Origin of the sequence: Mycobacterium rhizamassiliense, assembly GCF_900157375.1 — a bacterium.
GTDB classification, from domain to species: domain Bacteria; phylum Actinomycetota; class Actinomycetes; order Mycobacteriales; family Mycobacteriaceae; genus Mycobacterium; species Mycobacterium rhizamassiliense.
Window position 1 is genome coordinate 5,033,578 of record NZ_LT721901.1, and the last position, 24,056, is coordinate 5,057,633.

General features: G+C 67.2%; 20 protein-coding genes. 10 read left to right on the forward strand and 10 right to left on the reverse strand.

Features of this window, described 5'->3' with window-relative positions:
• Positions 1–23: 23 nt before the first annotated feature.
• Positions 24–929, reverse strand: a complete 906-nt coding sequence (locus MRAB57_RS23960) for an adenylate/guanylate cyclase domain-containing protein (RefSeq protein ID WP_083743513.1) — start codon at positions 927–929, stop codon at positions 24–26.
• Between the two features lie 199 nt (positions 930–1,128).
• On the opposite strand from MRAB57_RS23960, the gene MRAB57_RS23965 reads away from it, so the two are divergent.
• Positions 1,129–2,172: an oxygenase MpaB family protein gene (locus MRAB57_RS23965; RefSeq protein ID WP_077089556.1), complete on the forward strand. Its 1,044-nt coding sequence runs from the start codon at positions 1,129–1,131 to the stop codon at positions 2,170–2,172.
• A 6-nt stretch (positions 2,173–2,178) separates the two neighbouring features.
• Here the strand turns inward: MRAB57_RS23965 and MRAB57_RS23970 are convergent, their stop codons facing one another.
• From MRAB57_RS23970 to infC, 4 genes are all read right to left on the reverse strand, one after another.
• The gene (locus MRAB57_RS23970; RefSeq protein WP_077089557.1) at positions 2,179–2,970 is read right to left on the reverse strand and encodes a TrmH family RNA methyltransferase; all 792 of its coding nucleotides are present in this window, start codon (positions 2,968–2,970) and stop codon (positions 2,179–2,181) included.
• Positions 2,971–2,982: 12 nt separating this feature from the next.
• The gene (gene rplT / locus MRAB57_RS23975) at positions 2,983–3,372 is read right to left on the reverse strand and encodes a 50S ribosomal protein L20 (protein WP_077089558.1); all 390 of its coding nucleotides are present in this window, start codon (positions 3,370–3,372) and stop codon (positions 2,983–2,985) included.
• Between the two features lie 77 nt (positions 3,373–3,449).
• Complete coding sequence (gene rpmI, locus MRAB57_RS23980) at positions 3,450–3,644, reverse strand: 50S ribosomal protein L35 (protein WP_077089559.1); 195 nt, start codon at positions 3,642–3,644, stop codon at positions 3,450–3,452.
• 25 nt (positions 3,645–3,669) lie between these two features.
• A complete protein-coding gene (gene infC / locus MRAB57_RS23985; RefSeq protein ID WP_083743514.1) occupies positions 3,670–4,284 on the reverse strand; it encodes a translation initiation factor IF-3 in 615 nt (204 codons plus the stop codon).
• Between the two features lie 463 nt (positions 4,285–4,747).
• Between infC and lysX the strand changes: the two genes are divergently transcribed.
• From lysX to MRAB57_RS24020, 7 genes are all read left to right on the forward strand, one after another.
• Positions 4,748–8,083, forward strand: a complete 3,336-nt coding sequence (lysX, locus tag MRAB57_RS23990) for a bifunctional lysylphosphatidylglycerol synthetase/lysine--tRNA ligase LysX (protein ID WP_083743515.1) — start codon at positions 4,748–4,750, stop codon at positions 8,081–8,083.
• Positions 8,084–8,129: 46 nt separating this feature from the next.
• On the forward strand, positions 8,130–9,629 hold the full coding sequence (locus tag MRAB57_RS23995) for an alpha/beta hydrolase (protein WP_216823755.1): 1,500 nt from the start codon (positions 8,130–8,132) through the stop codon (positions 9,627–9,629).
• Positions 9,630–9,638: 9 nt separating this feature from the next.
• Complete coding sequence (locus MRAB57_RS24000; protein ID WP_342743351.1) at positions 9,639–10,076, forward strand: DUF6653 family protein; 438 nt, start codon at positions 9,639–9,641, stop codon at positions 10,074–10,076.
• A 9-nt stretch (positions 10,077–10,085) separates the two neighbouring features.
• Positions 10,086–10,319 (forward strand): PspA/IM30 family protein, encoded by a 234-nt coding sequence (locus MRAB57_RS24005; protein WP_077089562.1) that lies wholly within the window; start codon positions 10,086–10,088, stop codon positions 10,317–10,319.
• A 145-nt stretch (positions 10,320–10,464) separates the two neighbouring features.
• Positions 10,465–11,268: a transglutaminase-like domain-containing protein gene (locus tag MRAB57_RS24010; RefSeq protein ID WP_077089563.1), complete on the forward strand. Its 804-nt coding sequence runs from the start codon at positions 10,465–10,467 to the stop codon at positions 11,266–11,268.
• A 266-nt stretch (positions 11,269–11,534) separates the two neighbouring features.
• The gene (locus MRAB57_RS24015) at positions 11,535–11,738 is read left to right on the forward strand and encodes a cold-shock protein (protein ID WP_077090815.1); all 204 of its coding nucleotides are present in this window, start codon (positions 11,535–11,537) and stop codon (positions 11,736–11,738) included.
• Positions 11,739–11,923: 185 nt separating this feature from the next.
• Entirely contained in the window at positions 11,924–12,793 is an 870-nt protein-coding gene (locus tag MRAB57_RS24020; RefSeq protein ID WP_077089564.1) for an NYN domain-containing protein, read from the forward strand.
• A 27-nt stretch (positions 12,794–12,820) separates the two neighbouring features.
• Here MRAB57_RS24020 and MRAB57_RS24025 read toward each other — a convergent pair whose 3' ends face one another.
• Positions 12,821–14,038 (reverse strand): fatty acid desaturase family protein, encoded by a 1,218-nt coding sequence (locus MRAB57_RS24025; RefSeq protein ID WP_077089565.1) that lies wholly within the window; start codon positions 14,036–14,038, stop codon positions 12,821–12,823.
• Positions 14,039–14,305: 267 nt separating this feature from the next.
• Positions 14,306–17,221, reverse strand: coding sequence for an excinuclease ABC subunit UvrA (uvrA, locus tag MRAB57_RS24030; RefSeq protein WP_077089566.1), 2,916 nt, complete (start codon positions 17,219–17,221; stop codon positions 14,306–14,308).
• A 123-nt stretch (positions 17,222–17,344) separates the two neighbouring features.
• Between uvrA and MRAB57_RS24035 the strand changes: the two genes are divergently transcribed.
• Positions 17,345–18,022 carry an MBL fold metallo-hydrolase gene (locus MRAB57_RS24035; protein ID WP_077089567.1) on the forward strand — a complete coding sequence of 226 codons (678 nt, stop codon included), beginning with the start codon at positions 17,345–17,347 and terminating at the stop codon, positions 18,020–18,022.
• Between the two features lie 39 nt (positions 18,023–18,061).
• Here MRAB57_RS24035 and MRAB57_RS24040 read toward each other — a convergent pair whose 3' ends face one another.
• A complete protein-coding gene (locus MRAB57_RS24040; RefSeq protein ID WP_077089568.1) occupies positions 18,062–18,505 on the reverse strand; it encodes a universal stress protein in 444 nt (147 codons plus the stop codon).
• A 314-nt stretch (positions 18,506–18,819) separates the two neighbouring features.
• On the opposite strand from MRAB57_RS24040, the gene MRAB57_RS24045 reads away from it, so the two are divergent.
• Positions 18,820–20,400: a mannosyltransferase gene (locus MRAB57_RS24045; RefSeq protein WP_083743649.1), complete on the forward strand. Its 1,581-nt coding sequence runs from the start codon at positions 18,820–18,822 to the stop codon at positions 20,398–20,400.
• A 73-nt stretch (positions 20,401–20,473) separates the two neighbouring features.
• Here the strand turns inward: MRAB57_RS24045 and MRAB57_RS24050 are convergent, their stop codons facing one another.
• On the reverse strand, positions 20,474–21,883 hold the full coding sequence (locus tag MRAB57_RS24050; protein ID WP_077089570.1) for an MFS transporter: 1,410 nt from the start codon (positions 21,881–21,883) through the stop codon (positions 20,474–20,476).
• Positions 21,880–24,039, reverse strand: coding sequence for an excinuclease ABC subunit UvrB (uvrB, locus tag MRAB57_RS24055; RefSeq protein ID WP_077089571.1), 2,160 nt, complete (start codon positions 24,037–24,039; stop codon positions 21,880–21,882). The genes MRAB57_RS24050 and uvrB overlap by 4 nt, the downstream gene beginning before the upstream one ends.
• Positions 24,040–24,056: the final 17 nt, after the last annotated feature.

Here is a 24,056-nt window from a genome sequence, read left to right on the forward strand (position 1 = left end):
TGTGATAGGGGCCTGTGCACTCCCTAAGAGTGTTCCAACCGGTAGATCGCCAGGTCCGCCGGGACGCCGGACACCTTGCCGGAAAATACCGGTTTACGTGCGCGTTTAGCGACGACCCCCAGGGCGTCGAGCTCGCTCTGCGGGATCGAATCAAGAGTTTGGCCTGAGACCATCACACCGCCCTTGGTGGCCCGCTCCATCACCCGGGCGGCGATGTTGACGTCGACGCCGAGCCAGTCGGCGGCCAGGCGCTGCGGCCGGCCGGTGTGCACCCCCACCCGCATCCGCGGCCGGTAGCCCGCCACCTCCACCTCACTCAGGTTCTCCTTGGCGGCCAGCACCGCCTGCACCGCGACGGTCGGATTGCGGAACACCGCCATGATCCCGTCGCCCATCCGCTTCACGATGTGCCCGCCGGCGTCCAGCAGCGGCGGTTCGATAGCCCGCGCCACCCGCCGCAGCAGGGTCAGGGCCGCGTCGTCGCCGGCCTGCAACGACCAGGCCGAAAACCCGACAAGATCGGTGAACACCAGCGTCACCTCGGGGTTCGCCGGCCGCCGGGCCACCGCCTCGCTCATCGCCTGCCACACCTGCAGCACGGTCAGGCTGACCTCGCGCGACGCCGCGTCGCGGTCCCCCAATAACCGGTCGGCGGCGCGCGCGGCGGCGCGCGGTCCCCCCTCGCCCGCGGTGGACAGCGGGTCACCGAACTCGGGATCTCCAGGCAGCAGGCGTCGCGCCCGGCGGATGAACGCCACCACCCCGGGGCTGTGATTCGTCGACCGCAGCCACTGGGCCGCGTTGGTGAGCGACGCGGCCCGACGCCGATCCGAGGCGGAGGCTGACGCGGGAGACGCCACGGTCGTCACCGTGTCGCCGTCGGATTGTTCGGGTTCGCCCTGCTCCGGATCGCGAGGCGAGAGTTCCACGTCGCAAGCGTATGTAGATTCTCCCGACCCGGGCAACGACGGTCTGTGCTCTGTGGTGCATCTCGCACGAACGTCGGCGATCACGCGGCCGGCACACCGATGTGGAATCTCGGTAACAGCATGTGCTTTCGTTGCCGATTTCGTGGACAACGCGCGTTGTCAAAGTTTATCGTGAGCCCAGTAGTAGGAGGAGGTCGTGATGACTGCCACAGCGACTCCGTCGGGCGAACCACTCGGGCCAGATTCCCTCACGTGGAAGTACTTTGGCGATCTGCGCACCGGGATGATGGGCGTGTGGATCGGTGCGATCCAAAACATGTATCCCGAACTCGGCGCCGGCGTCGAGGAGCATTCGATCCTGCTGCGCGAACCGCTGCAACGGGTGGCCCGGTCGGTCTACCCGATCATGGGCGTGGTCTACGACGGCGATCGGGCCGCGACGACCGGGGAGCAGATCAAGCACTACCACGACACCATCAAGGGCACTGACACCGCGGGACGCCGGTATCACGCGCTGAATCCCGAGACCTTCTACTGGGCGCACGCCACGTTCTTCATGCTCGTGATCAAGGTGGCCGAATACTTCTGCGGCGGCCTGACCGAGGCCGAGAAACGCCAGCTGTTCGACGAGCACGTGCAGTGGTACCGGATGTACGGCATGAGCATGCGGCCGGTGCCCCGAAGCTGGGAGGAATTCCAGGAGTACTGGGAACGCGTCGGCCGCGAGCGACTCGAGGTCAACCAGGCGACCCTGGACATCTTCGACATCCGCATCCCGAAGCCGAAGTTCGTCTTGATGCCGACGCCGATCTGGGACCAGCTGCTCAAGCCGCTGGTGGCCGGTCAGCGCTGGATCGCGGCGGGCCTGTTCGAGCCGGCGGTCCGGGAGAAGGCCGGAATGCGCTGGACGCCGGGCGACGAGATCCTGCTACGGATATTCGGCAAGGCCGTCGAGCTGGCGTTCCTGGCGGTGCCCGACGAAATCCGGCTGCATCCGCGCGCTCTGGCCGCGTACCGCCGCGCCGAGGGACGTTCCCCGAAGGACGCGCCGCTGGTCGAGGCGCCGGCCTTCATGGCGCCGCCGCGGGATCGGCGCGGGCTGCCGATGCACTACGTTCCGCCCAGGTCCCGCTCTCCCCTGGACCCGGCCAAGGCGCTGTTCGAGCGGGCGGGATCGCTGGTGCACGGCACGCTCTCGATCGCCGGACTGCGGCCGGCGCGGGGCCGGGGCCGGGCCGCGTGAAAACCGTCAGGCCCGCTTGAACTCACCCAGCGCCCTGGCGCTCTGGTAGAGGCAGATCGCCGCGGCGGCAGCCACATTCAGGCTCTCAGCGCCCCCGGACATCGGGATACGCACGCGATGGTCCGCCTGCTTGGCCAGTTCGCTTGGCAGGCCGTGTGATTCGGGCCCGAACAGCCACGCCGTCGGCTTGGCCAGCAGCTCGTCGGCCTCGTCGAGGCGCGCCTCGCCGTCCACCGTCGTCGCCACCGCCTGCAGCCCGGCCGCACGCAGCGCGGCAACGGCCGCGTTGGCATCGGGTTCGACGACGACCGGGATCGCGAAGATGCTGCCGGTGGACGCTCGCAGGCACTTGCCGTTGTACGGGTCGACGCTATGGCCGGCGAGGATCACCGCCGCCGCGCCCATCGCGTCGGCAATGCGGATCACCGTGCCGGCGTTACCCGGCTCACCGATCCCGACGGCGACCGCGACCAGCCGCGGCGAGGCGGCTAGCACGTCGGCCAGCCCGGTCGCCGGCACGTCGCAAACGGCGACCAGCCCCGCCGGAGTGACGGTGTCGGACAACGCTTTTGCCGCGCGCTCGGTCACCAGTTGGACCGGCGCCTGCAGCGATGCGAGCAACGACGCGTGCCGCTGCGCCGCGGCCTCGGTGGCGAACAGTTCGCGGACCAGTCCGCGCGCCGAAGCCGCCTCGACCAGGTTGGGGCCTTCGGCCAAGAACCGCCCCGCCCGGCGACGGCCGACGTGGCGATGGAGTTTGGCTGCCGCGACCACCCGGGTCGAGCGCTCGGTCAGCACCGAAAGCCCGGACTAAGCAGCTTCCCCGGACGGAGCGTTGACGTCCTTGGGCAGCGCCGCGCGAGCGACCTCGACCAGCGCGGTGAAAGCGGCCGGGTCGGTGATGGCGATGTCGGCGAGGTTCTTGCGGTCGACCTCGACACCGGCGGCCTTCAGGCCCTGGATCAGCCGGTTGTACGTGATGTCGTTGGCGCGTGCGGCCGCATTGATCCGCGAGATCCACAACTTGCGGAACTCGCCCTTGCGGGCACGACGGTCGCGGTACGCGTAGCCCAGCGAATGTAGTTGCTGCTCTTTGGCTTTGCGGTAAAGCCTGGATCGCTGGCCGCGATAGCCCTTCGAGGCCGTCAGTACACTGCGCCTCTTCTTATGGGCGTTAACTGCCCGCTTCACGCGTGCCATGGGTGTTCCTACTCTCGTTCAGACGTGAATGGTTGGGGGCGGGGCGAACTCCTCGTCGCGCTCCCGCTCTGCCGGGGTCAGCCGTTCAGCAATGCGTTGATGCGCTTGGTGTCGTTGGCTGCAACCACGGTGCGGCCGTCCAGCCGCCGGGTTCGCTTGCTTGCTTTGTGCTCGAGCAGATGCCGCCGATTCGCTTTCTGGCGGACGATCTTTCCGGTGCCGGTGCGCCGGAACCTCTTCGATGCCCCACTGTGGGTCTTGGCCTTTGGCATGTTTCCTCTGGTTCTGCTGTTCTGGTCAGTTCGGTGAAGGCGCGGCGTCGCCGGTTGCATCGCCGTCGTCGTGTTCGTCCTGCGCGGACCTTGGGTCGTCCGGATGCAGAGCCTTGGCGCGAGTCTTTGCACCGCGATGCGGTGCCAGCACCATCGTCATGTTGCGCCCGTCCTGCTTGGCCGACGTTTCGACGAAGCCGTAGTCGGCGACGTCGGTGCCCAGCCGCTGCAACAGCCGGTAACCCAGTTCGGGCCTTGACTGCTCGCGACCGCGGAACATGATCGTGACCTTGACCTTGGATCCCGCCTGCAGGAAGCGGATCACGTGGCCCTTTTTGGTCAGGTAGTCGTGATCATCGATCTTGGGCCGGAGCTTCTGCTCTTTGACGACGGTCTGCTGCTGGTTCTTGCGGGACTCGCGCTCCTTCTGCGCCGTCTCGTACTTGAACTTGCCGTAGTCCATGATCTTGCAAACCGGCGGTTTGGCGTTCGGGGCAACTTCGACAAGGTCGAGATCGGCGTCCGCGGCGACGCGCAATGCGTCTTCGATGCGCACAATCCCTACCTGCTCCCCTCCTGGTCCTATCAAGCGGACTTCAGGTACGCGGATGCGCTCGTTGACGCGGGTCTCAGTGCTGATGGGGCCTCCCTCGTTAGGCTTCCTGGGTCGTGTCAGGTCGTTGTTCTGGATCGCTGTCGATCCACGACCGGTACCTGATCCCGTCCGGAGTCAGCAGTAGGAGCGCCACACCATCAGCAAAAAAGCCCTGCAAAAGCAGGGCCCAATGCCGACCGATCGCGGCTAGAGCCGCCCGCGCCGTGCGCGGAACAGACACCCAAAAGTGCCTGTGACCGGACCGCTGTGGCCTTGCGGCTAGCGGTGGGAGTGGGACTCCACTTAACTGTCCCTGGCTTTCGCCGGGATGGTCGCGTCGACAAGTTTAGCAGTCTCACGCCGTCTTCCAGCACTTCAGCCGACGGCGGACGCGTGGGCAGGCGCCTGGCCTGCGCTTGAAGGGTGCGGTGGCGGCCGGCTAATTAGTCTCCGCGACTCTTGCGCTTCGTCAGGCATTTCACGGGTAGAGGGAATATCCTCGCGGTCTGTGACAGTCGCTAAGCCCCGCTCGGGGTCTCGCTTCGGGGGCCGGTCGAACGCCCGGTATCGCTGGGTACCGGCAGCGGCCGGCTGGACCGTGGGCGTCATCGCGACGCTGTCGTTGCTGGCCAGCGTGTCGCCGCTGATTCGGTGGCTGATCAAGGTGCCGCGGGAATTCATCAATGACTACGTCTTCAACTTCCCCGACACCAGCATCGCGTGGTCGTTCATCCTGGGCCTGCTGGCCGCGGCGCTGACCGCCCGCAAACGCATCGCCTGGTGGATATTGCTCGGCAACATGGTGCTGGCGGCCTTCTGGAATGGCGCAGACCTGGCCGCGGGCGACAACACCGCGGCCGAGACGTTCGGCGAGAATCTCGGGTTCGCCGTACACATCTGCGCGATCGTCCTGTTGCTACTGAGCTATCGGGAGTTCTGGGCCAAGGTCCGCCGGGCCGCGCTGGTCAAAGCGGCCGCCGTGCTGGTCGTCGGCGACCTGATCGGAATCTTGCTGTCGTGGGGCCTCGTCGAACTGTTCCCCGGTTCGCTGGCCCGCCAAGACCGCCTGGGTTATGTGGCCAACCGGGTGGTCGGTTTCGCGCTCGCCGATCCCGACCTGTTCACCGGCAGGCCGCATGTTCTGCTCAACGCGATTTTCGGGCTGTTCGGCGCGCTCGCCCTGATCGCGGCGACGATCGTGCTGTTCCAGTCCCAGCGCGCCGACAACGCGCTCACCGGTGAGGACGAGTCGGCCATCCGCGGGCTGCTCGAGCTGTGGGGCAAGAACGACTCCCTGGGTTACTTCGCCACCCGTCGCGACAAGTCGGTGGTGTTCGCCCACAGCGGGCGGGCGGCCATCACGTTCCGCGTCGAGGTCGGCGTCTGCCTGGCCAGTGGTGACCCGGTCGGCGACCCCAGGGCGTGGCCGCAGGCCGTCGACGAATGGCTGGCGTTGTGCAAGACCTACGGCTGGGCGCCCGGCGTGATGGGCGCCAGTTCACAAGGGGCGCAAGCCTATCGAGAGCGCGGCCTCAACGCCCTGGAGCTGGGCGATGAGGCGATACTGCGGACCTCCGATTTCCGGTTGTCCGGCTCGGACATGCGCGGGGTGCGCCAGTCCGTGACGCGGGCGCGCCGGGCCGGGCTGACGGTGCGCATCCGGCGGCACCGCGACATCTCCGCCGACGAAATGGCCGAGACGATCTCGCGCGCCAACGCCTGGCGCGACACCCACTCCGAGCGCGGGTTCTCCATGGCGCTGGGCCGCCTCGGTGACCCTTCCGATGGGGATTGCCTGCTGGTCGAGGCACTGGATCGAGACGAGCGCGTGGTCGCGATGCTGTCGCTGGTTCCCTGGGGAACCAGCGGTGTCTCGCTGGATCTGATGCGGCGTTCGCCGCAATCGCCCAACGGCACCAACGAATTCATGGTCAGCGAGCTCGCGCTCAACGCGGAACGGATTGGCATCACCCGGATTTCACTGAACTTCGCGATGTTCCGGTCCGCGTTCGAGCAAGGTGCACAACTCGGCGCGGGCCCGATCGCCAGGTTGTGGCGTGGGTTCCTGTTGTTCTTCTCTCGGTGGTGGCAGCTGGAGACGCTGTACCGCTCGAACATGAAGTACCAACCCGAATGGGTGCCCCGCTACGCCTGCTACGAGGACGCCCGGCTGATTCCCCGGGTGGGCGTCGCCTCGGCGATGGCCGAAGGCTTTCTGATCCTGCCGTTCAGCAGGCGCGACAAGGAGCACACCGGGCACCACCCGGCCGTGCCGGAACGGCTGGCGGAATCCGGTCTGCTGCATCCCGACGGCAGCACGCCGGATGCGAGCGGCCTGCAAAGGGCGCGCGAGGCCACCGAGGAAGAGATGAGATCCCGCCTGCCCGAACAGGTGCGGGTGCGGATGGCCAAGCTGAAGTCGCTGCAGCACAACGGCATTGACGCCTATCCGGTCGGTTCTCCGCCGAGCCACACCGTCGCCCAGGCCGTCGACGCGGACGACCAGGACACCGTCTCGGTGTCCGGCCGGATCCTGCGGATCCGCGACTTCGGTGGCGTGCTTTTTGCCCAGCTGCGGGACTGGTCAGGTGAAGTGCAAGTGCTGCTTGACAATTCACGGCTGGAGCGGGGTCGTGCCGCCGACTTCCATGCGGCCATCGATCTCGGTGACCTGGTCGAGGTGACCGGGAACATGGGCTTCAGCAAGAACGGCACCCGGTCGCTGGTGGTGCGTCACTGGCGAATGATCGGCAAGTGCCTGCGGCCGCTGCCGAACAAGTGGAAGGGGCTGACGGACCCGGAGGCGCGGCTGCGCAGCCGCTACGTCGACCTCGCCGTGAACAACGAGTCGCGCCAGCTGATGACTGCCCGCGGCAGCGTGCTGCGCTCGGTGCGGGAGACGCTGTTCGCCAAGGGATTCATCGAAGTCGAGACCCCGATCCTGCAGCAGATCCACGGCGGCGCCGCGGCCCGGCCCTTCGTCACGCACATCAACGCCTACGACATGGACCTGTTCCTTCGCATCGCGCCGGAGCTCTATCTCAAGCGGCTGTGCGTCGGCGGCGTGGAGCGGGTGTTCGAGCTGGGCCGGGCCTTCCGCAACGAGGGCGTCGACTTCAGCCACAACCCCGAGTTCACGCTCCTGGAGGCCTACCAGGCGCACGCCGACTACACGATGTGGATCGACGGCTGCCGGGAGCTGATCCAGAACGCCGCCGAGGCCGCCAATGGCACGCAGACCGTCATGCGCCCCCGCGCCGACGGCGCCGAGGCCGGGCTGGAACCGGTCGACATTTCCAGCACCTGGCCGGTGAAGACCGTCCACAATGCGGTGTCCGAGGCGCTGGGCGAGCACGTCGACACCGACACGTCGCTGGCGGCGCTGCGCAAGCTGTGCGACTCCGTGCACATCCCGTATCGGGACCATTGGGACGCCGGGGCGGTGGTGCTGGAGCTCTACGAGCACCTCGTCGAGGGCCAGACCCAGCACCCGACGTTCTACATCGACTTCCCGACGTCGGTGTCGCCGCTGACCCGGCCGCACCGCAGCCAGCCCGGCGTGGCCGAGCGCTGGGACCTGGTGGCGTGGGGCGTCGAGTTGGGCACCGCCTACAGCGAACTGACCGATCCGGTGGAACAGCGGCGCCGCCTGCAGGAGCAGTCGCTGTTGGCGGCCGGCGGTGATCCCGAGGCGATGGAGCTCGACGAGGATTTCCTGCAGGCCATGGAATACGCGATGCCGCCGACCGGCGGGCTCGGCATGGGCGTCGATCGGGTCGTCATGCTCATAACCGGCCGCAGCATCCGCGAGACACTGCCATTTCCGCTGGCCAAGCCGCATTAGTCGGGACCCGGAATCGGGCCGGACATCTAGTCGACATTGGTCGAATATGTTCCCGAATCGTGGGAAATCGATCACAATAATTTCCGTGACAGCTTCGATGGCGCAGTCCTTTGCGAGCAGTCACACCTCGCTCATGCACGGCTGGGTGCCCATCACCGTCCAGGTCGTCGCCGGGCTGGTGCTGGCGCTGGCGATCGGCTGGCGTTCGGCACGCTGGCGGACGGTCTGGCTACCACTGGCCGCCCTCGTCGGCGGCGCCGCGGCCTACGGCGTGCACTGGTACATCGTCGACCGCGGCCTGTCCGAGGACCCCGCCCCGTGGCCGCTGTGGCTCTGGATTGCGCTGACCGGAATGGCCGCCGCGGCGCTGCCGCTCGGCTGGCGCAGCGCGGCCCGCTGGCGGCGCGCCACGACGACGGTCGCCATACCGCTGTGTCTGCTCAGCGCTGCCCTGGTGCTCAACCTGTGGGTCGGTTATTTCCCGACGGTGCAGTCCGCGTGGAATCAGCTCACCTCGGGCCCGCTGCCCGACCAGACGGATCGGGCCACGGTCACGGCGATGGCCGCCAAGGGGGCCCGGCCACCGCACGGCAGCGTGGTGCCGGTCGTGATCCCTTCGGACGCATCGCATTTCAAGCACCGCGGCGAGCTGGTGTACCTACCGCCCGCATGGTTCGCCAGTAGCCCGCCGCCGCCGCTGCCGACCGTCATGATGATCGGCGGCCAATTCAACACCCCCGCGGACTGGACCCGCGCCGGCGAGGCGATCAAGACGATCGATGCCTTCGCCGCCGCGCACGACGGCAACGCCCCGGTATTGGTGTTCGTGGACTCCGGCGGAGCGTTCAACAACGACACCGAATGCGTCAACGGGATCCGGGGCAACGCGGCCGACCACCTGACCAAAGATGTGGTTCCCTATCTGGTTTCGGCCTTCGGCGTCAGCCGTGACCGGGCGAACTGGGGCGTCGCCGGCTGGTCGATGGGCGGAACCTGTGCGGTGGACCTGACCGTTATGCATCCGGAGAAGTTCAGCGCGTTCCTCGACGTCGCAGGCGACTATTTTCCGAACGCGGGCAACAAGAGGCAGACCATCACCCGGCTGTTCGGCGGCAACGCCGACGCGTGGGCCACATTCGACCCGAGCACGGTGATCGCGCGGCACGGCCACTACAACCAGGTGGCCGGCTGGTTCGCGATCTCGGCCGAGGCGGCGTCGGTGCAGCACAGCGACTTCGCGATCACCGACACCGGGTCGATGCGACTCGCGGGTCGGGAGGCCGCGGCCAACCCGAGCAATCAGACCGCTGCGGCCTATTCGCTATGCGCGCTCGGCCGCGCCAACGGCATCGACTGCGCGGTGGTCGCCCGGCCGGGCAAGCACGACTGGCCTTTCGCGGACAAGGTTTTCGAGGCGGCGCTACCCTGGCTGGCCGGGCGGCTGGGCACGCCCGGGATCGCCCGGATTCCGTTGCCGGACACGTCCTCCCCCGCCGCGGCGACCGGTACGACGGTGGCGCAGGTTTCCGGCCCCGGCCGGCGATAGCCTCGCGTGGTGGCCGTCGCCGGCCTGCGGCGCGCGCTGTTTGCGCGGCACTGCAATCCGTGGAGCGCGTGGACGCGCTGGGCCAGCGCACCGTTGACGCTCGTGCCCGTGTGGACCCGGCGCCGGAGCCATGCCGGATTACTCGCACTGTGGCTGGCGCTTAATCCGATCGTGTTCGGGAAGCCGCGGCACCAGCGCGCCTGGGCATCCCGCGCAATGCTGGGTGAGGAGCTGTGGATTAGCGATCGCCCACGCGATGCGGCGATGCTCCTCAGCGCGCTGACGTCGGCGCTCTGGCTCGTCGGGATGGTCGCGGCGCGCTGCCGCCGGCTGCGTCCCGCGATGATCGCGTCGGCGCTGCAGATGGCCCTCACTTTGGTGTACTGGGAGCGGATGGTCCGGTATTTCGACCGCGCGACCGGCCCGGAAACCCCGAAAGCGCAGTAGCGTAACGGCATGCCCGACGAACCAGAAGCTCCCGACCCCGGGTACGACAGCGCGGGCGTGCCGACCTTCGAGTCGGTCCGCGAGAAGATCGAGACGCGATACGGGACCGCCCTGGGTTCCGCGGAGCTCGCCGCCGAGACGCCGCAGCGGCGCAGCGTCGAGGACGAGTACGACGAACGTCAGCGCGCCGCGGCCGAGCGCCTAGCGCAGATCCGCGAGTCGATGCGCCCCGGCGACCGCTAGGCGGCGAGTCGTCGCCAACGTCGAGGAATCGCAAGAACTCACATATCCACGAATTCCGTTGTGCTAGAAGCGTTTAACGGTCAAAGGATCTCGAGGCACGCTCCCCCGCCTGGCGAATCCGGAACCAGCGGCGCACTATGGCGCTATGAGACGAGAAGTCAGCACCGAACTCGAAGTCGAGATAACCACGGCGTCGACGTTGGAATTTCAGATCGCGGTTGCCCCGCATCCGCAAACTGAGGTCTTCGAATCGCTGCGCTTCGTGTTGAACGGGCAACCGATCCAAGCTATGGAAATCAGCGGACAGCACGGCAACCGCATCCATAAATTCGACGCGGCGGTGGGCACGCTGAGGGTCGACTACGCGGCGACGATCGTGGGTCAAACCGATCCGGCTCCGGTGACCGAATACGACCAGTGCCTGTATCTGCGGCCCAGCCGCTACGCCGAGGCCGATAAGTTCCTGGGCTTCGCCGCAACCGAGTTCGGTAACGACCGTGATTCGGCGACACTGCTCGAGCACGTGAGCTCCTGGGTGGGCACCAGGCTGAACTACGTGCCTGGGTCCAGCGATCCCATTGACGGCGCGGTGGAGACGCTGCTGGCCGGCGAAGGGGTGTGCCGGGATTATGCGCACCTGGTGGTGGCCCTGCTGCGTGCCGTCTACGTCCCCGCCCGATTGGTGTCCGTGTACGCACCAGGCCTGTCGCCGATGGACTTCCACGCGGTGGCGGAGGCTTTCGTCGGGGGGCAATGGCGGGTGGTCGACGCGACGCTGCTCGCGCCGCGGCAGAGCTTGGTGCGCATAGCCACCGGTCGCGACGCCTCCGACGCCGCCTTCCTCGACAACCACAAGGGCGCAATCACGCTGAACCGGCTGTGGGTGACGGCCACCGTTGACGGCGACCTGCCCCAGGATTCGGTCGACCAACTGGTTTCCATTCGTTGAACCCGTACCGCCCGACCAGCTCACTACCTAATCACTGCCCAAAACTCGTGTGCCGCAATATCTTGCCAGCGACATGAGAGATACGGCGGACCGTGCGGCCCGACGCCCTCGGCTTGAATACGTTGTCCCACAATGTATCTCGCTAGCACCCAGTGGAAATGGGACCATGTCGGCCATTTTCCCAGGTAATCATTTTGATAGATCTGTGTTACCGTTGCCAGCGGATGTATCTGGTTTACATCCATTTGAAAAAGAGAGAAGTCAGAATGACGCAGGGAACTGTGAAATGGTTTAACTCCGAGAAGGGTTTCGGATTCATCGCCCCGGACGGCGGCGAGAAGGATGTGTTCGTCCACCATTCCGAGATCCAAGGCAGCGGCTTCCGCAGCCTCGAGGAAAACCAACGTGTCCAGTTCGAGATCACCCAGGGGGCTAAAGGCCCCCAGGCGGTCGGAGTGACCGCAATCTAGCGATCCAGCACAAAGATCCCGGGGCCGGGCTTACGTCGGCTCCGGGATTTTGGGTGCCCGCTTGATGGCTTCGGCCCCGTAGCGCACGATGAGCTGATGGTCGCTCTCCACGAAGGCTCCCCGAGAACAGTACGTACCGCCACGTCAGGCATGGCCCGACCGGTATTCCAGGGGGCATACGCGCGATGACAGACTCCGGCACCACCCGGGTCGCCGTCTACCTCGACTTCGACAACATCGTCATATCCCGCTACGACCAGGTGCACGGCCGCAACTCGTTTCAGAAGGACAAGTCGAAGGGCCTCGAAAAGGATCGGCTGCAGTTGGCTACCGTCGACGTCGGCGCCGTCATCGACTTCGCCTCGTCGTTCGGCACACTCGTGCTCACCCGGGCATATGCCGACTGGTCCGCCGATATCAATGCCGCTTACCACGGTCAGCTCGTCGGCCGCGCGGTCGATCTCGTTCAGCTGTTCCCCGCCGCGGCCTATGGCAAGAACGGCGCCGACATCCGGCTAGCCGTCGACGCGGTCGAAGACATGTTTCGATTGCCCGATCTGACCCATGTGGTGATCGTCGCCGGCGATTCCGACTACATCGCGTTGGCGCAGCGATGCAAGCGCCTCGGCCGATATGTCGTGGGCATCGGCGTCGCCGGGTCCAGCAGCCGTTCGCTGGTCGCGGCCTGCGACGAGTTCGTCACTTACGATGCGCTGCCCGGGATACCAACTGGCATAGCGCCATCAGCCGCACCCACGAGGAAGGGCCGGCGCCCGAGCACGCCCGAGCACGAAGAGGAGCCGGCGCCCGCCGACCCGCAGGAGGCCGCGACCGGGCTGCTCGTACGCGCGCTGCGCATGGGCCAGGAGAAGGACGACACCGAGTGGCTCCATAATTCGGCCGTCAAAGCTCAGATGAAACGGATGGACCCGTCGTTCGGCGAGAAAACCCTCGGCTTCAAATCGTTCAGCGATTTCCTACGGTCTCGCAGCGATGTAGTCGACCTCGACGAGACCAGCACGACACGCCTGGTGCGGCTGCACGGCGATACCTAGCCTGGCGGGACGCGCCGGCTCCGAGTACTAGCGCCGAGCGTCCAGAGCGAGGATGGCGCTCGCCAATCCGCGTCGCCTCATACCGCCGGCCGCATCCGGCACGTGCGATCGGCGCGGTGAGTTCCGGAACCTGTGCTCGGACGCGGTCTCCGGTGCGTTGTGAGAGGTGGCGATGAGGAACCGGTCCGGCAACGCCAGCTTGCAGATCGTGCGCACGGTGAACCAGTACTGGCGATGCAACGGGCCGGTCGTGTACGGCAGGTCGTAGGTCTCACACAGCGCCCGTACCCGCTCGGCGATTTCGGGGTACCGATTGCTCGGCAGGTCGGGGAACATGTGGTGTTCGATTTGGTAGCAGAGGTTTCCGGTCATGAACGCCATCACCCTGCCGGCCCGGAAGTTCGCGGTACCCAGCATTTGCCGCAGATACCATTCGGGCTTCGTCTCGCTTTCCAGCACCGACGGGTCGAACTTTTCCGCCCCGTCCGCGAAGTGACCACAAACGATGACGATGTAGGCCCACACATTGCGCAGTCCGTTGGCAACGATGTTGGCGCCCAGCGTGTGCCACCACCGCCGGCGACTCAGCGCGGGAAACAGCACGTAGTCCTTGCCGATCTGCCGATAGATCTTCCGGACCAGCTTCTTCCGGTGCGCGGCTTTCCCGGCGCTCGTCGTCTCTCGCTCCTGCACCGAATACAAGCAGTGCAGTGCGACGCCCCACTCGAATAACAGCGCCAACAGCACCGCGCGCAGCGGCTGGACCAAGGCGCCGCGCTGCCATTCCTCGTCTCGGGTGACCCGCAGCACTCCGAACCCGAGGTCGTCGTCCACCCCGACCACGTTCGAGAAGACGTGGTGCTTGTAGTTGTGCGAGTTCTGCCATTGGGACGAGAGGCCGGCCATGTCCCACTCCCAGGTAGTGGAGTGGATTTCCGGGTCGTTCATCCAATCCCATTGGCCGTGGCTGATGTTGTGGCCGAGTTCCATGTTCTCGATGCACTTGGCCGCGGCCAGGGCGGCAGTTCCGGTGGCCCAGCCGAGCTTGCCTTTGCTGATACCGATGACCAGCCGCGCCGCGACCTCAACGATTCGGTGAAATAGGATGGCGCGCTTGATGTATGCCCTATCGGCGGCGCCGCGCGACGACTCGACGTCACGCCGGATCGCGTCCAGCGCGGCCCCGAACTCCTCGAGGTCGGTATCGGTCAAATGTGCATACGCAGGAACATCAGTGATCGCCATTGACGCTCAGCGCAATTCGCGCGTACGCGCGGCGAAGCGTAGCGCAACGCCCTGCCCGGACCGCAGTGATCCGAGACGTAATTGAGCCATTTGGCCGAGCACCTGCAGCTCCCCTCTGGGTGTCGCTTGGCCCCAGACGCTACATGAGTCCGTAGATATGCAGCTATGCGCATGATTGCCGCATCGCCGACTTCGAGCCCCCGCAGCGACCTGACCTGCACACGGTGACCGCGGAACCGAATGCTGTGGGTTTTCTGCTGCTGCGTTTCAGGCGGTGACTTTGCGTTTCCGGACCGACCGCTGGGGCGTGCTGGCCCGGGCCCCCTTACCCAAGACCTCGACGAGAAACTTTCCGGTGTAGCTCTCCGGCACGGCGGCGACGCCCTCCGGCGTCCCCTCGGCGACGACGGTTCCGCCACCGGCGCCACCCTCCGGCCCCATGTCGACGATCCAGTCCGACGTCTTGATCACGTCCAGGTTGTGCTCGATCACGATGACCGTATTGCCTTTGTCGACAAGGCCATTGATGACGGTGAGGAGCTTGCGGATATCGTCGAAATGCAGCCCGGTGGTGGGCTCGTCGAGGATGTAGATGGTCCGTCCGGTCGAGCGCTTCTGCAATTCGGACGCCAGCTTGACCCGCTGCGCCTCGCCGCCGGACAGCGTCGGGGCGGGCTGGCCCAGCCGGACGTAACCCAGGCCGACGTCGACCAGGGTGCGCAGGTAGCGGTGAATGCCGCTGATCGGCTCGAAGAACTCCGCGGCTTCCTCGATCGACATGTCCAGCACTTCGGAGATGGTCTTGCCCTTGTAGTGCACCTCGAGGGTTTCCCGGTTGTACCGCGCGCCCTGACACACCTCGCACGGCACATAGACGTCGGGCAGGAAGTTCATCTCGATCTTGATCGTGCCGTCACCGGTGCACGCCTCGCAGCGGCCGCCCTTGACGTTGAACGAGAACCGACCCGGTTGGTACCCACGGACTTTCGCCTCGGTGGTGGCCGCGAACAGGGTGCGGATCTTGTCGAACACCCCGGTGTAGGTGGCCGGGTTGGAGCGCGGTGTGCGCCCGATCGGCGACTGGTCGACACGTACCAGCTTGTCCAGCTGATCGATCCCGTTGACCCGGGTGTGCCGGCCCGGAACCTGGCGGGCGCCGTTGAGCCGGTTGGCCAGCACGGAGGCCAGGATGTCGTTGACCAGAGTCGACTTGCCGGACCCGGACACACCCGTCACCGACGTCAGCACGCCGAGTGGGAATGACACGTCGATGCCGCGCAGGTTGTGCTCGCGGGCGCCGACGACGGTGAGCTGCCGCTTGCGGTCGACGGGACGCCGGCGTTTCGGCGTGGGGATGCTTTCCCGGCCCGACAGGTAGGCGCCGGTGATGGACTCCTTGTTGGCCAGCAGCTCCTGGTAGGTCCCGCTGTGCACGATCTCGCCGCCGTGCTCGCCGGCACCCGGGCCGATGTCGACGATCCAGTCGGCGTGCGCGATGGTGTCCTCGTCGTGCTCGACGACGATCAGGGTGTTCCCCAAACCCCTTAGGCGAGTGAGGGTTTCGATGAGTCGACGGTTGTCGCGCTGGTGCAGACCGATGGACGGTTCGTCGAGCACGTAGAGCACGCCCACCAAGCCGGAGCCGATCTGGGTGGCCAGCCGAATGCGTTGGGCCTCACCGCCGGACAGCGTGGCCGCGGCCCGGGACAGCGACAGGTACTCCAGGCCGACGTCGAGTAAGAAGCCCAGCCGCGACTGGATTTCCTTGAGCACCTGGCCCGCGATCGCCTGCTCGCGCGCGCCGAGGGTGAGCGCGTTGAGGAAATCGGCGCAGTCCGAGATGCACAGCTCGCTGACCTCGGCGATGGACTTGGCGCCCCGGTTCCCCGCGGACAGCGTCACCGCCAGGATCTCCGGCTTGAGCCGGGTCCCCTCGCACACCGGGCACGGGATGTCCCGCATGAAGCCCTCGTAGCGTTCCTTCATCTGCTCGGACTCGGTCTGTTCCATCTTGCGCTGCAGGAACGCCAACACGCCCTCGAAATCGGCGTAGTACGAACGGGTTCGGCCGTACCGGTTGCGGTACCGCACGTGCACCTGATGGTCGGAACCCTCGAGAATCGCCTTGCGCGCCTTCGCCGGCAGCTTGCGCCACGGCGTGTCGACGTCGAATCCCAGCTCCTCGCCGAGCCCGGCCATCATCCGGGTGAAGTACTCCGCGGTGTGCCCCGCCGACCACGGCGCGACCGCGCCCTCGGCCAGCGTGCGCTCCGGGTCGGGCACCACCAGATCGGGGTCGACCTCCTTGCGGATTCCCAGGCCGACGCATTCGGGGCAGGCGCCGTAGGGCGAGTTGAAGGAGAACGACCGCGGTTCCAGGTCGTCGACGGCCAGCGGATGCCCGTTTGGGCAGGCCAGCTTCTCGGAGAACCGCTGCTCGCGCGGGTGGTCGTGCTCGTCGCGGTCGTCGGGGAATTCAAGCACCACGATGCCGTCGGCGAGGTTCAGCGCGGTCTCCACCGAGTCGGTGAGCCGCTGCTTGGCCGCGACCTTGACGGTCAGGCGGTCCACCACCACCTCTATGTCGTGCTTTTCCTGCTTCTTCAGCTTCGGCGGCTCGGCCAGCGGGTGCACCACGCCGTCGACCCGGACTCGGCTGTAGCCCTGCGCATTGAGCTTGTCGAACAGGTCGGCGAACTCGCCCTTGCGGGTGCGCACCACCGGGGCCAGCACCAGGAATCGGGCGCCCTCCTGCATCGCCAGCACCTGGTCGACGATCTGCTGCGGGGTCTGGCGGGCGATCTTCTCGCCACAGACCGGGCAGTGCGGGCTGCCCGCCCTCGCGTACAGCAGCCGCAGGTAGTCGTAGACCTCGGTGATCGTGCCGACGGTCGATCGCGGGTTGCGGTTGGTCGACTTCTGGTCGATGGAAACCGCCGGCGAGAGGCCCTCGATGAAGTCGACGTCGGGCTTGTCCATCTGGCCCAGGAATTGGCGGGCGTAGGCCGACAACGACTCGACGTAGCGCCGCTGGCCCTCGGCGAAGATGGTGTCGAACGCCAGCGAGGATTTACCCGACCCGGACAGCCCGGTGAAGACGATCAGCGAGTCGCGCGGCAGGTCGAGGTCGACGCCGCGCAGGTTGTGCTCACGGGCACCTTTGACGATTAGGCGGTCAGCCACGCTCCCTCTCTCACTCAAACTCTCGCTTGCCTAACGGCGCCTACTGCGCACGGCGCATTCCATGCTAGGTGTGCCCACCGACAAGCCGCCCATACCAACCCGACGACAAGTAGCGTGAGCGGTATGACTGCCGTGGACGAGACCTACACCGGACACGTCGACCCTGGCACCGCCGCGCGCCGGACGCTGCCCGGGGTCACGATCCTCAAAACGTCGGTCGGCCCAATGGACAACAACGCCTACCTGGTGACATGTTCCGCAACTGGGGAAACACTTCTCATCGACGCCGCCAACGACGCCGAGGCGCTCATCGACCTGGTCGCGCAGCACGCCCCGAAGGTATCGCTGATCGTCACCAGCCATCAGCACTTCGACCATTGGCAGGCGCTGGAGGCCGTCGCGAAGGCCACCGGCGCGCCGACCGCCGCCCACGAAATCGACGCCGAGCCACTCCCGGTCAAACCGGACCGCCTGCTGGCCCACGGCGACACCGTCAAGATCGGCGAGCTGACCTTCGACGTGATCCACCTGCGCGGCCACACGCCCGGCTCCGTCGCGCTGGCCCTCAACGGGCCCGCGACCGGCGGCGTCACTCAGTTGTTCACCGGTGACTGCCTGTTCCCGGGAGGCGTCGGAAAGACCTGGCAGCCCGGAGATTTCACGCAACTCATCGACGACGTCACCAGCCGGGTGTTCGAGGTCTTTGCGGACTCCACCGTGATCTACCCCGGCCACGGCGACGACACGTCGTTGGGCGCCGAGCGTCCGCACATCGCCGAGTGGCGCGAGCGGGGCTGGTAGCGCGCCCTAGGGCCCGGGGATCGCTGAAAGAGTGACCCGTTAGGTCGTGGTGTGCACGATCAACACGTCGACCTTGGCCCGACGTGAGACGTTGGCCGGCACCGACCCCAGCAGCCGTCCGGCGATTGTGCTCAGGCCGACGTTGCCGACGACCAGCAGATCGGCCTTTTCTTCCTCGGCGAGGGTGACCAGCGCGTCGACCGGCGCACCCACGATCGGGCGCTCCTCGACGTTCGTCGCGCCGGCCTTGTGTGCACGTTCCTTGGCGTCCTGCAGGATCGCGTAGATCGGGGCCGTACCTGAGACTTTGTAGCTTTCGTCCCTCAGCGCATCGGCGGCTCGACCGTCCTGCTGCTGCGCCAGGTACGCCGACGCGACGATCAACTTTGCGTCGGTCCCGGCGATAGCGGCTGCCCGGTCCACCGCACGTAACGATGAATCCGAGCCGTCGGTTCCTACCACCACGGTCCGATAGGCACTCATATACCCTCCCAGTCTCGGTTGATCCGCCAGAAGACAGTAGCGCGTTTGCCGTGCATCGTGAGGAAACCTTAGCGACACAACCGGGCGTGGCGCGACCAGCAATTTTCAGCCCAGGACGGGTCGGCGCGCCGCGCTCACCGACCCGCGGGCCGCCCACAATTACGCGCCAGTTAGAAAGTTGTGCAGCCCACGGCTTTTCGTAGATCGGGAGCCAGATAGGGCGCACGGCCGGCCCCGGCACCGCCCCTGCCGGGCTTACCCGCCGGGCCGCTGGTGGGCAGGCGTGTCATCTGCGCCTTAAGGTGACAACCATCATGTCCTTGTCAACGGTCCAGCAGCCTTCGGCTGACGCCGTGACCGAGCCCGCGTCCGGGCGCGTCCGTGGCCGCCGGCTCGACCCCCTGCTGGTGGCCATGCTGGCCACCGTCGTCAGCGCCGCCTGGGCCTGCAGGCCTTCGCTGTGGTTCGACGAGGCGGCCACGATCTCGGCGGCGGCCAGCCGGACACTGCCCGAGCTGTGGCGGCTGCTGGGCCATATCGACGCGGTGCACGGGCTCTACTACCTGGTGATGCACGGCTGGTTCGCGATTTTTCCGCCGACGGAATTCTGGTCGCGCCTGCCCAGCAGCCTCGCCGTCGGAGTGGCCGCCGCCGGCGTCACGATATTTGCCAGGCAGTTCACCGGGCCGTCCGCGGGACGCGCAATCCCGCTCTGCGCGGGTGTCATCTTCGCGATCCTGCCGCGCACCACGTGGGCCGGCATGGAAGCGCGCTCGTACGCCTTCTCGGTGGCCGCCGCGGTGTGGCTCACGGTGTTGTTCATCGCCGCCGTGCGGCGCAACCGGCGCCGGCTCTGGGCCTACTACGCCCCGGCGCTGGCGCTGTCCATTCTGCTGAGCCTGAACCTGATCCTGCTGGTGCCGGTGTACGCCGCGGTGCTGCCCTGGCTGGCACCGAAGAAATCCCGCAGGTCGCCGGCCATCCGCTGGGCGGTCAGCTCGACCATCGCCGTCGGGGCCATGGTGCCGTTCATGTTGTTCGCGCACGGCCAGGTGCGCCAGGTCGACTGGATCTTCCCCATCAGCTGGCATTACGCCTTCGACATCAGCCTGCGGCAGTACTTCGACCACGGTCCGCCCTTCGCGATTCTCACCGCAGTTCTCATCGTCGCCGCGATCGTGGCCCGCCTGGCCGGGCTGCGCGGCCCGGCCGGTGAGATCCGCAGGCTGCTGGTGATCTGCGTGGCGTGGATCGTCATCCCGACCGCGGTGCTGGTCGTCTACTCGGCGATCGGCGAGCCGATGTACTTCCCGCGCTACCTGATCGGTACGACGCCCGCGATGGCAGCCATCATGGCCGTCTGCATCGTCACCCTCGCCCGTAAACCGTGGCCCATGGCCGGTGTGGTGCTGCTGTTCGCGGTGGCCGCGCTGCCGAATTACCTGTTCGTGCAGCGCTGGCCGTACGCCAAGGAGGGCTGGGATTACAGCCAGGTCGCCGACCTGGTCAGCAGCCACGCCTCGCCTGGCGACTGCCTGCTGGTCGACAACACCGTGCCCTGGCGGCCAGGCCCCATCCGCGCGCTCATCGCCGCACGGCCCGCGGCGTACCGGTCGCTGCTCGACGTCGAACGTGGCGTGTACGGGCCGAAAGTCGGCTCGCTGTGGGACGGTCACGTCGCGGTGTGGCTCACGACGGCCAAGATCAACAAGTGCGCCACGGTGTGGACGATCACCGACCACGACAGGTCGCAACCCGACCACCAGACGGGGGAATCGTTGTCGCCGGGCGTGTTCGGGCGCTCCCCCGCCTATCGGTTCTCCAAATACCTGGGATTCCGGATCGTCGAGCGCTGGCAATTCCACTACACACAGGTGATCAAGTCGACGCGATGACAGGCAGCGCGACAGCGACCTGCGCCGCCCTCGACGGGGTGATCGCGGTTCCTGGCGCCGACGAGGATGTGGACTAGCTGGGCACGTGTCGCCGGGCCGCGCGGAACGACGCCAGGACGCCGCAACCGGCCAGCACCGCAAAGACGACGTAGAGCCAACGCGCCGCCGCCAGGTCGCCACCCCCGGCCGTATTCACCACCACGCCCGCCAGCCCGGCACCGAACGCCGCGGAGATCAGCTGGACGGTGTTGATCGCCGCGGCCGCCGCGCCGCTCTCCGCGGGATCGTCGACCGAATCCATGGCCCGCATCGACAGATGCGGCCACGCCATCCCGATACCGATTCCGCCGACGAGCAATCCGATGCCCCAGACCACGATGATCCCGGCCGGCGCGTCGATGCGCTGCGTCGCCGCCGTCAGGGCCAGGCCCGACGCCATCAGCAGCGGGGCGACGGCGATCACCCGGCCGATGACCCGGACGTCGCTCAGCGACGCGCTGATGAGCTCGGCGAGCGTCCACCCGATGGCCAGCGTCGCACCCAGAAACCCCGCCACCACCGGCGTCAGATGCGCCAGCCGCTGGCCGAACAACGGCACGTAGATGTCGACCATCACCGCGGCCATCTGGATCCCCATCGTCAGGTAGATCCATTTCAGCGGCCCGCGGCCAAACACGCTGGGCGGCAACACCGCCGCGTTCATCCGCCAGTCGATGACGACGAACACCCCGATCAACGCGGCCCCCGCGGCGAGCAGGCCGCCGGTCGCCAGCCGGTTGTGCGGCAGCTGCGCGACGCTGACCGCCAGCGCCGCCGCGCCCATCAGCAGCAGCGACCAGATCGGCACCCTGCGCAGCGAGGTCTCCGCCGCGTCGGTGCCGGGGTCGCCGCTCTCGCCCCGCAACGCCGCAGGCACTAGCGCGGCGATCAGGGCGCTGAGGATCACCAGTACGCCAAATGCCCACCGCCACAACCCGAATTGCGCGAACAGGCCGCCGAGCGCAGGCCCGGCCAAGGTGGCCACGCCCCACATCGCCGAGACCAGCGCCGAGCCGCGCGTCCACAGCGACCGGGGCAGCACGGCGTTGATGAGCGCGTAGCCCAACCCGGCCAGCAGCCCGCCGGCCACCCCCTGCAGGGTGCGTCCGGCGATCAGCACCTCCATGTTCGGCGCGGCCGCGCAGACCACGCTCGCGACGCCGAAGACCGCCAGCCCGGCCAGAAACGAGGCGCGGGCGCCCACGCGCAGCAGCATCGTGTTGACGCTGGTCGCGGCGACCACGGCGCCGACCAGGTACAGCGTGGTCACCCAGGCATACAGTCGGCTGCCGCCGATCTCGGCGACCGTGCTGGGCAGCAGGCTGGTGGTCAGGAACTCGTTGGTGGCGTACAGGCTGACGCCGCCGGCCAGGACGATCGAGGTTCCGAGGTATTTGCCCAGCAGCTCGCGCCAGGTGCCGGTATCGCTTGCGGTGCCGGTCATTTCAGGCCGGCAGCGTCCATCCCGCGCAATTCCTTTTTCAGGTCGGCGATTTCGTCGCGGAACCGGGCGGCGAGCTCGAACTGCAGATCACGGGCGGCGGCCATCATCTGCGCCGTCAGGTCCTTGATCAGGTCGGCCAGCTCGGCGCGCGGCATGCTGGCGGTGTCGCGGCCCTCGATGATGCCGGCGCTGACGGCGCGGCCGGGCTCCCCCTGCGCGCGTCGGCCCCGGGACGAGTTGCGTCCCGAGCCGCCGATTTCCACGGACTCCGTGTCGTCGGCCTCGCGGTAGACCTGGTCGAGAATGTCGGCGATCTTCTTGCGCAGCGGCTGCGGATCGATGCCGTGAGCCTCGTTGTAGGCGACCTGCTTGGCCCGGCGCCGGTCGGTCTCGTCGATGGCCTCTTTCATCGAGTCGGTCATCTTGTCGGCGTACATGTGCACTTCGCCGGAGACGTTGCGGGCCGCGCGCCCGATGGTCTGGATGAGGCTGCGCGACGAGCGCAGGAAGCCTTCCTTGTCGGCGTCGAGAATGGACACCAGCGACACCTCGGGCAGGTCCAGGCCCTCGCGCAGCAGGTTGATGCCGACCAGCACGTCGTAGTCGCCGAGCCGCAGCTGGCGCAGCAGCTCCACCCGGCGCAGCGTGTCGACCTCGGAGTGCAGGTAGCGGACCCGGATACCCATCTCCAACAGGTAGTCGGTGAGGTCTTCGGCCATCTTCTTGGTCAGCGTCGTGACCAGCACCCGCTCGTCGGCCTCGGCGCGCTTGCGGATCTCGCCGATCAGGTCGTCGATCTGCCCCTTCGTCGGCTTCACCACGACCTTCGGGTCCACCAGGCCGGTCGGCCGGATGACCTGCTCGACGAACTCACCTGCGGCTTGGCTCAGCTCGTAGGGGCCCGGGGTGGCCGACAGGTATACCGTCTGCCCGATCCGGTCGGCGAACTCCTCCCAGGTCAGCGGGCGGTTGTCGACCGCCGACGGCAGCCGGAAGCCGTAGTCGACGAGGTTGCGCTTGCGCGACATGTCGCCCTCGTACATGCCGCCGATCTGCGGCACGGTGACATGCGACTCGTCGATGACCAGCAGGAAGTCTTCCGGGAAGTAATCGAGCAAGGTCGCCGGCGGCGTGCCCGCCCCGCGGCCGTCGATGTGCCGCGAATAGTTCTCGATGCCCGAGCAGAATCCGACCTGCCGCATCATCTCGATGTCGTAGTTGGTCCGCATCCGCAGCCGCTGCGCCTCGAGCAGCTTGCCCTGCCCCTCGAACTCGGCGAGCCGCGCGGCCAGCTCTTCCTCGATGGTCGAGATGGCCGCCGCCATCCGTTCCGGGCCGGCAACGTAGTGGGTGGCCGGGAAGATCCGCAGCGAATCGACCTGGCGGACGACGTCGCCGGTAAGCGGGTGCAGGTAGTACAGCGCCTCGACCTCGTCGCCGAAGAACTCGATGCGCACCGCCAGCTCTTCGTACGACGGGATGATTTCCACGGTGTCGCCGCGCACCCGGAACGAGCCGCGGGTGAAGGACATGTCGTTGCGGGTGTACTGGACGTCGACCAGCAGCCGCAGCAGCCCGTCGCGGGGCACCTCGGTGCCGACCTGCAACTCGACGGACCGGTCCAGGTAGGACTGCGGGGTACCCAGGCCGTAGATGCACGACACCGACGCGACCACCACCACGTCGCGCCGCGACAGCAGCGACGACGTCGCGGAATGCCGCAACCGCTCCACGTCGTCGTTGATGGAGCTGTCTTTTTCGATGTAGGTGTCGGTCTGGGCGATGTACGCCTCAGGCTGGTAGTAGTCGTAGTACGAGACGAAGTACTCAACCGCGTTGTGCGGCAACATCTCTCGCAGCTCATTGGCGAGCTGCGCGGCCAGCGTCTTGTTGGGTGCCATCACCAGCGTGGGCCGCTGCAGCCGTTCGATCAGCCACGCGGTGGTCGCCGACTTGCCGGTGCCGGTGGCGCCGAGCAGCACCACGTCGCGCTCCCCCGTCTGGATCCGGCGCTCCAGGTCGTCGATCGCGGCCGGCTGGTCACCGGCCGGGGCGTACGAGCTGACCACCTCGAAGCGGCCGCCCGCGCGCACGACCTCGTCGACCGCGCGGTACTCGGAGTGCGCGACGATCGGATGTTCAGTCGCGAAAGCCATGCCACCAGGGTAGAGCC

What these genes read in the sequence shown, in the direction of transcription:
- MRAB57_RS23965 (WP_077089556.1), top strand. Translation starts at nt 1,129, where the DNA reads ATGACTGCCACAGCGACTCCGTCGGGCGAACCACTCGGGCCAGATTCC.
- rplT (WP_077089558.1), bottom strand. Translation starts at nt 3,372, where the DNA reads ATGGCACGCGTGAAGCGGGCAGTTAACGCCCATAAGAAGAGGCGCAGT.
- rpmI (WP_077089559.1), bottom strand. Translation starts at nt 3,644, where the DNA reads ATGCCAAAGGCCAAGACCCACAGTGGGGCATCGAAGAGGTTCCGGCGC.
- MRAB57_RS23995 (WP_216823755.1), top strand. Translation starts at nt 8,130, where the DNA reads ATGTTCCCGAATCGTGGGAAATCGATCACAATAATTTCCGTGACAGCT.
- MRAB57_RS24005 (WP_077089562.1), top strand. Translation starts at nt 10,086, where the DNA reads ATGCCCGACGAACCAGAAGCTCCCGACCCCGGGTACGACAGCGCGGGC.
- MRAB57_RS24010 (WP_077089563.1), top strand. Translation starts at nt 10,465, where the DNA reads ATGAGACGAGAAGTCAGCACCGAACTCGAAGTCGAGATAACCACGGCG.
- MRAB57_RS24015 (WP_077090815.1), top strand. Translation starts at nt 11,535, where the DNA reads ATGACGCAGGGAACTGTGAAATGGTTTAACTCCGAGAAGGGTTTCGGA.
- MRAB57_RS24020 (WP_077089564.1), top strand. Translation starts at nt 11,924, where the DNA reads ATGACAGACTCCGGCACCACCCGGGTCGCCGTCTACCTCGACTTCGAC.
- MRAB57_RS24025 (WP_077089565.1), bottom strand. Translation starts at nt 14,038, where the DNA reads ATGGCGATCACTGATGTTCCTGCGTATGCACATTTGACCGATACCGAC.
- MRAB57_RS24035 (WP_077089567.1), top strand. Translation starts at nt 17,345, where the DNA reads ATGACTGCCGTGGACGAGACCTACACCGGACACGTCGACCCTGGCACC.
- MRAB57_RS24040 (WP_077089568.1), bottom strand. Translation starts at nt 18,505, where the DNA reads ATGAGTGCCTATCGGACCGTGGTGGTAGGAACCGACGGCTCGGATTCA.
- MRAB57_RS24045 (WP_083743649.1), top strand. Translation starts at nt 18,820, where the DNA reads ATGTCCTTGTCAACGGTCCAGCAGCCTTCGGCTGACGCCGTGACCGAG.
- MRAB57_RS24050 (WP_077089570.1), bottom strand. Translation starts at nt 21,883, where the DNA reads ATGACCGGCACCGCAAGCGATACCGGCACCTGGCGCGAGCTGCTGGGC.
- uvrB (WP_077089571.1), bottom strand. Translation starts at nt 24,039, where the DNA reads ATGGCTTTCGCGACTGAACATCCGATCGTCGCGCACTCCGAGTACCGC.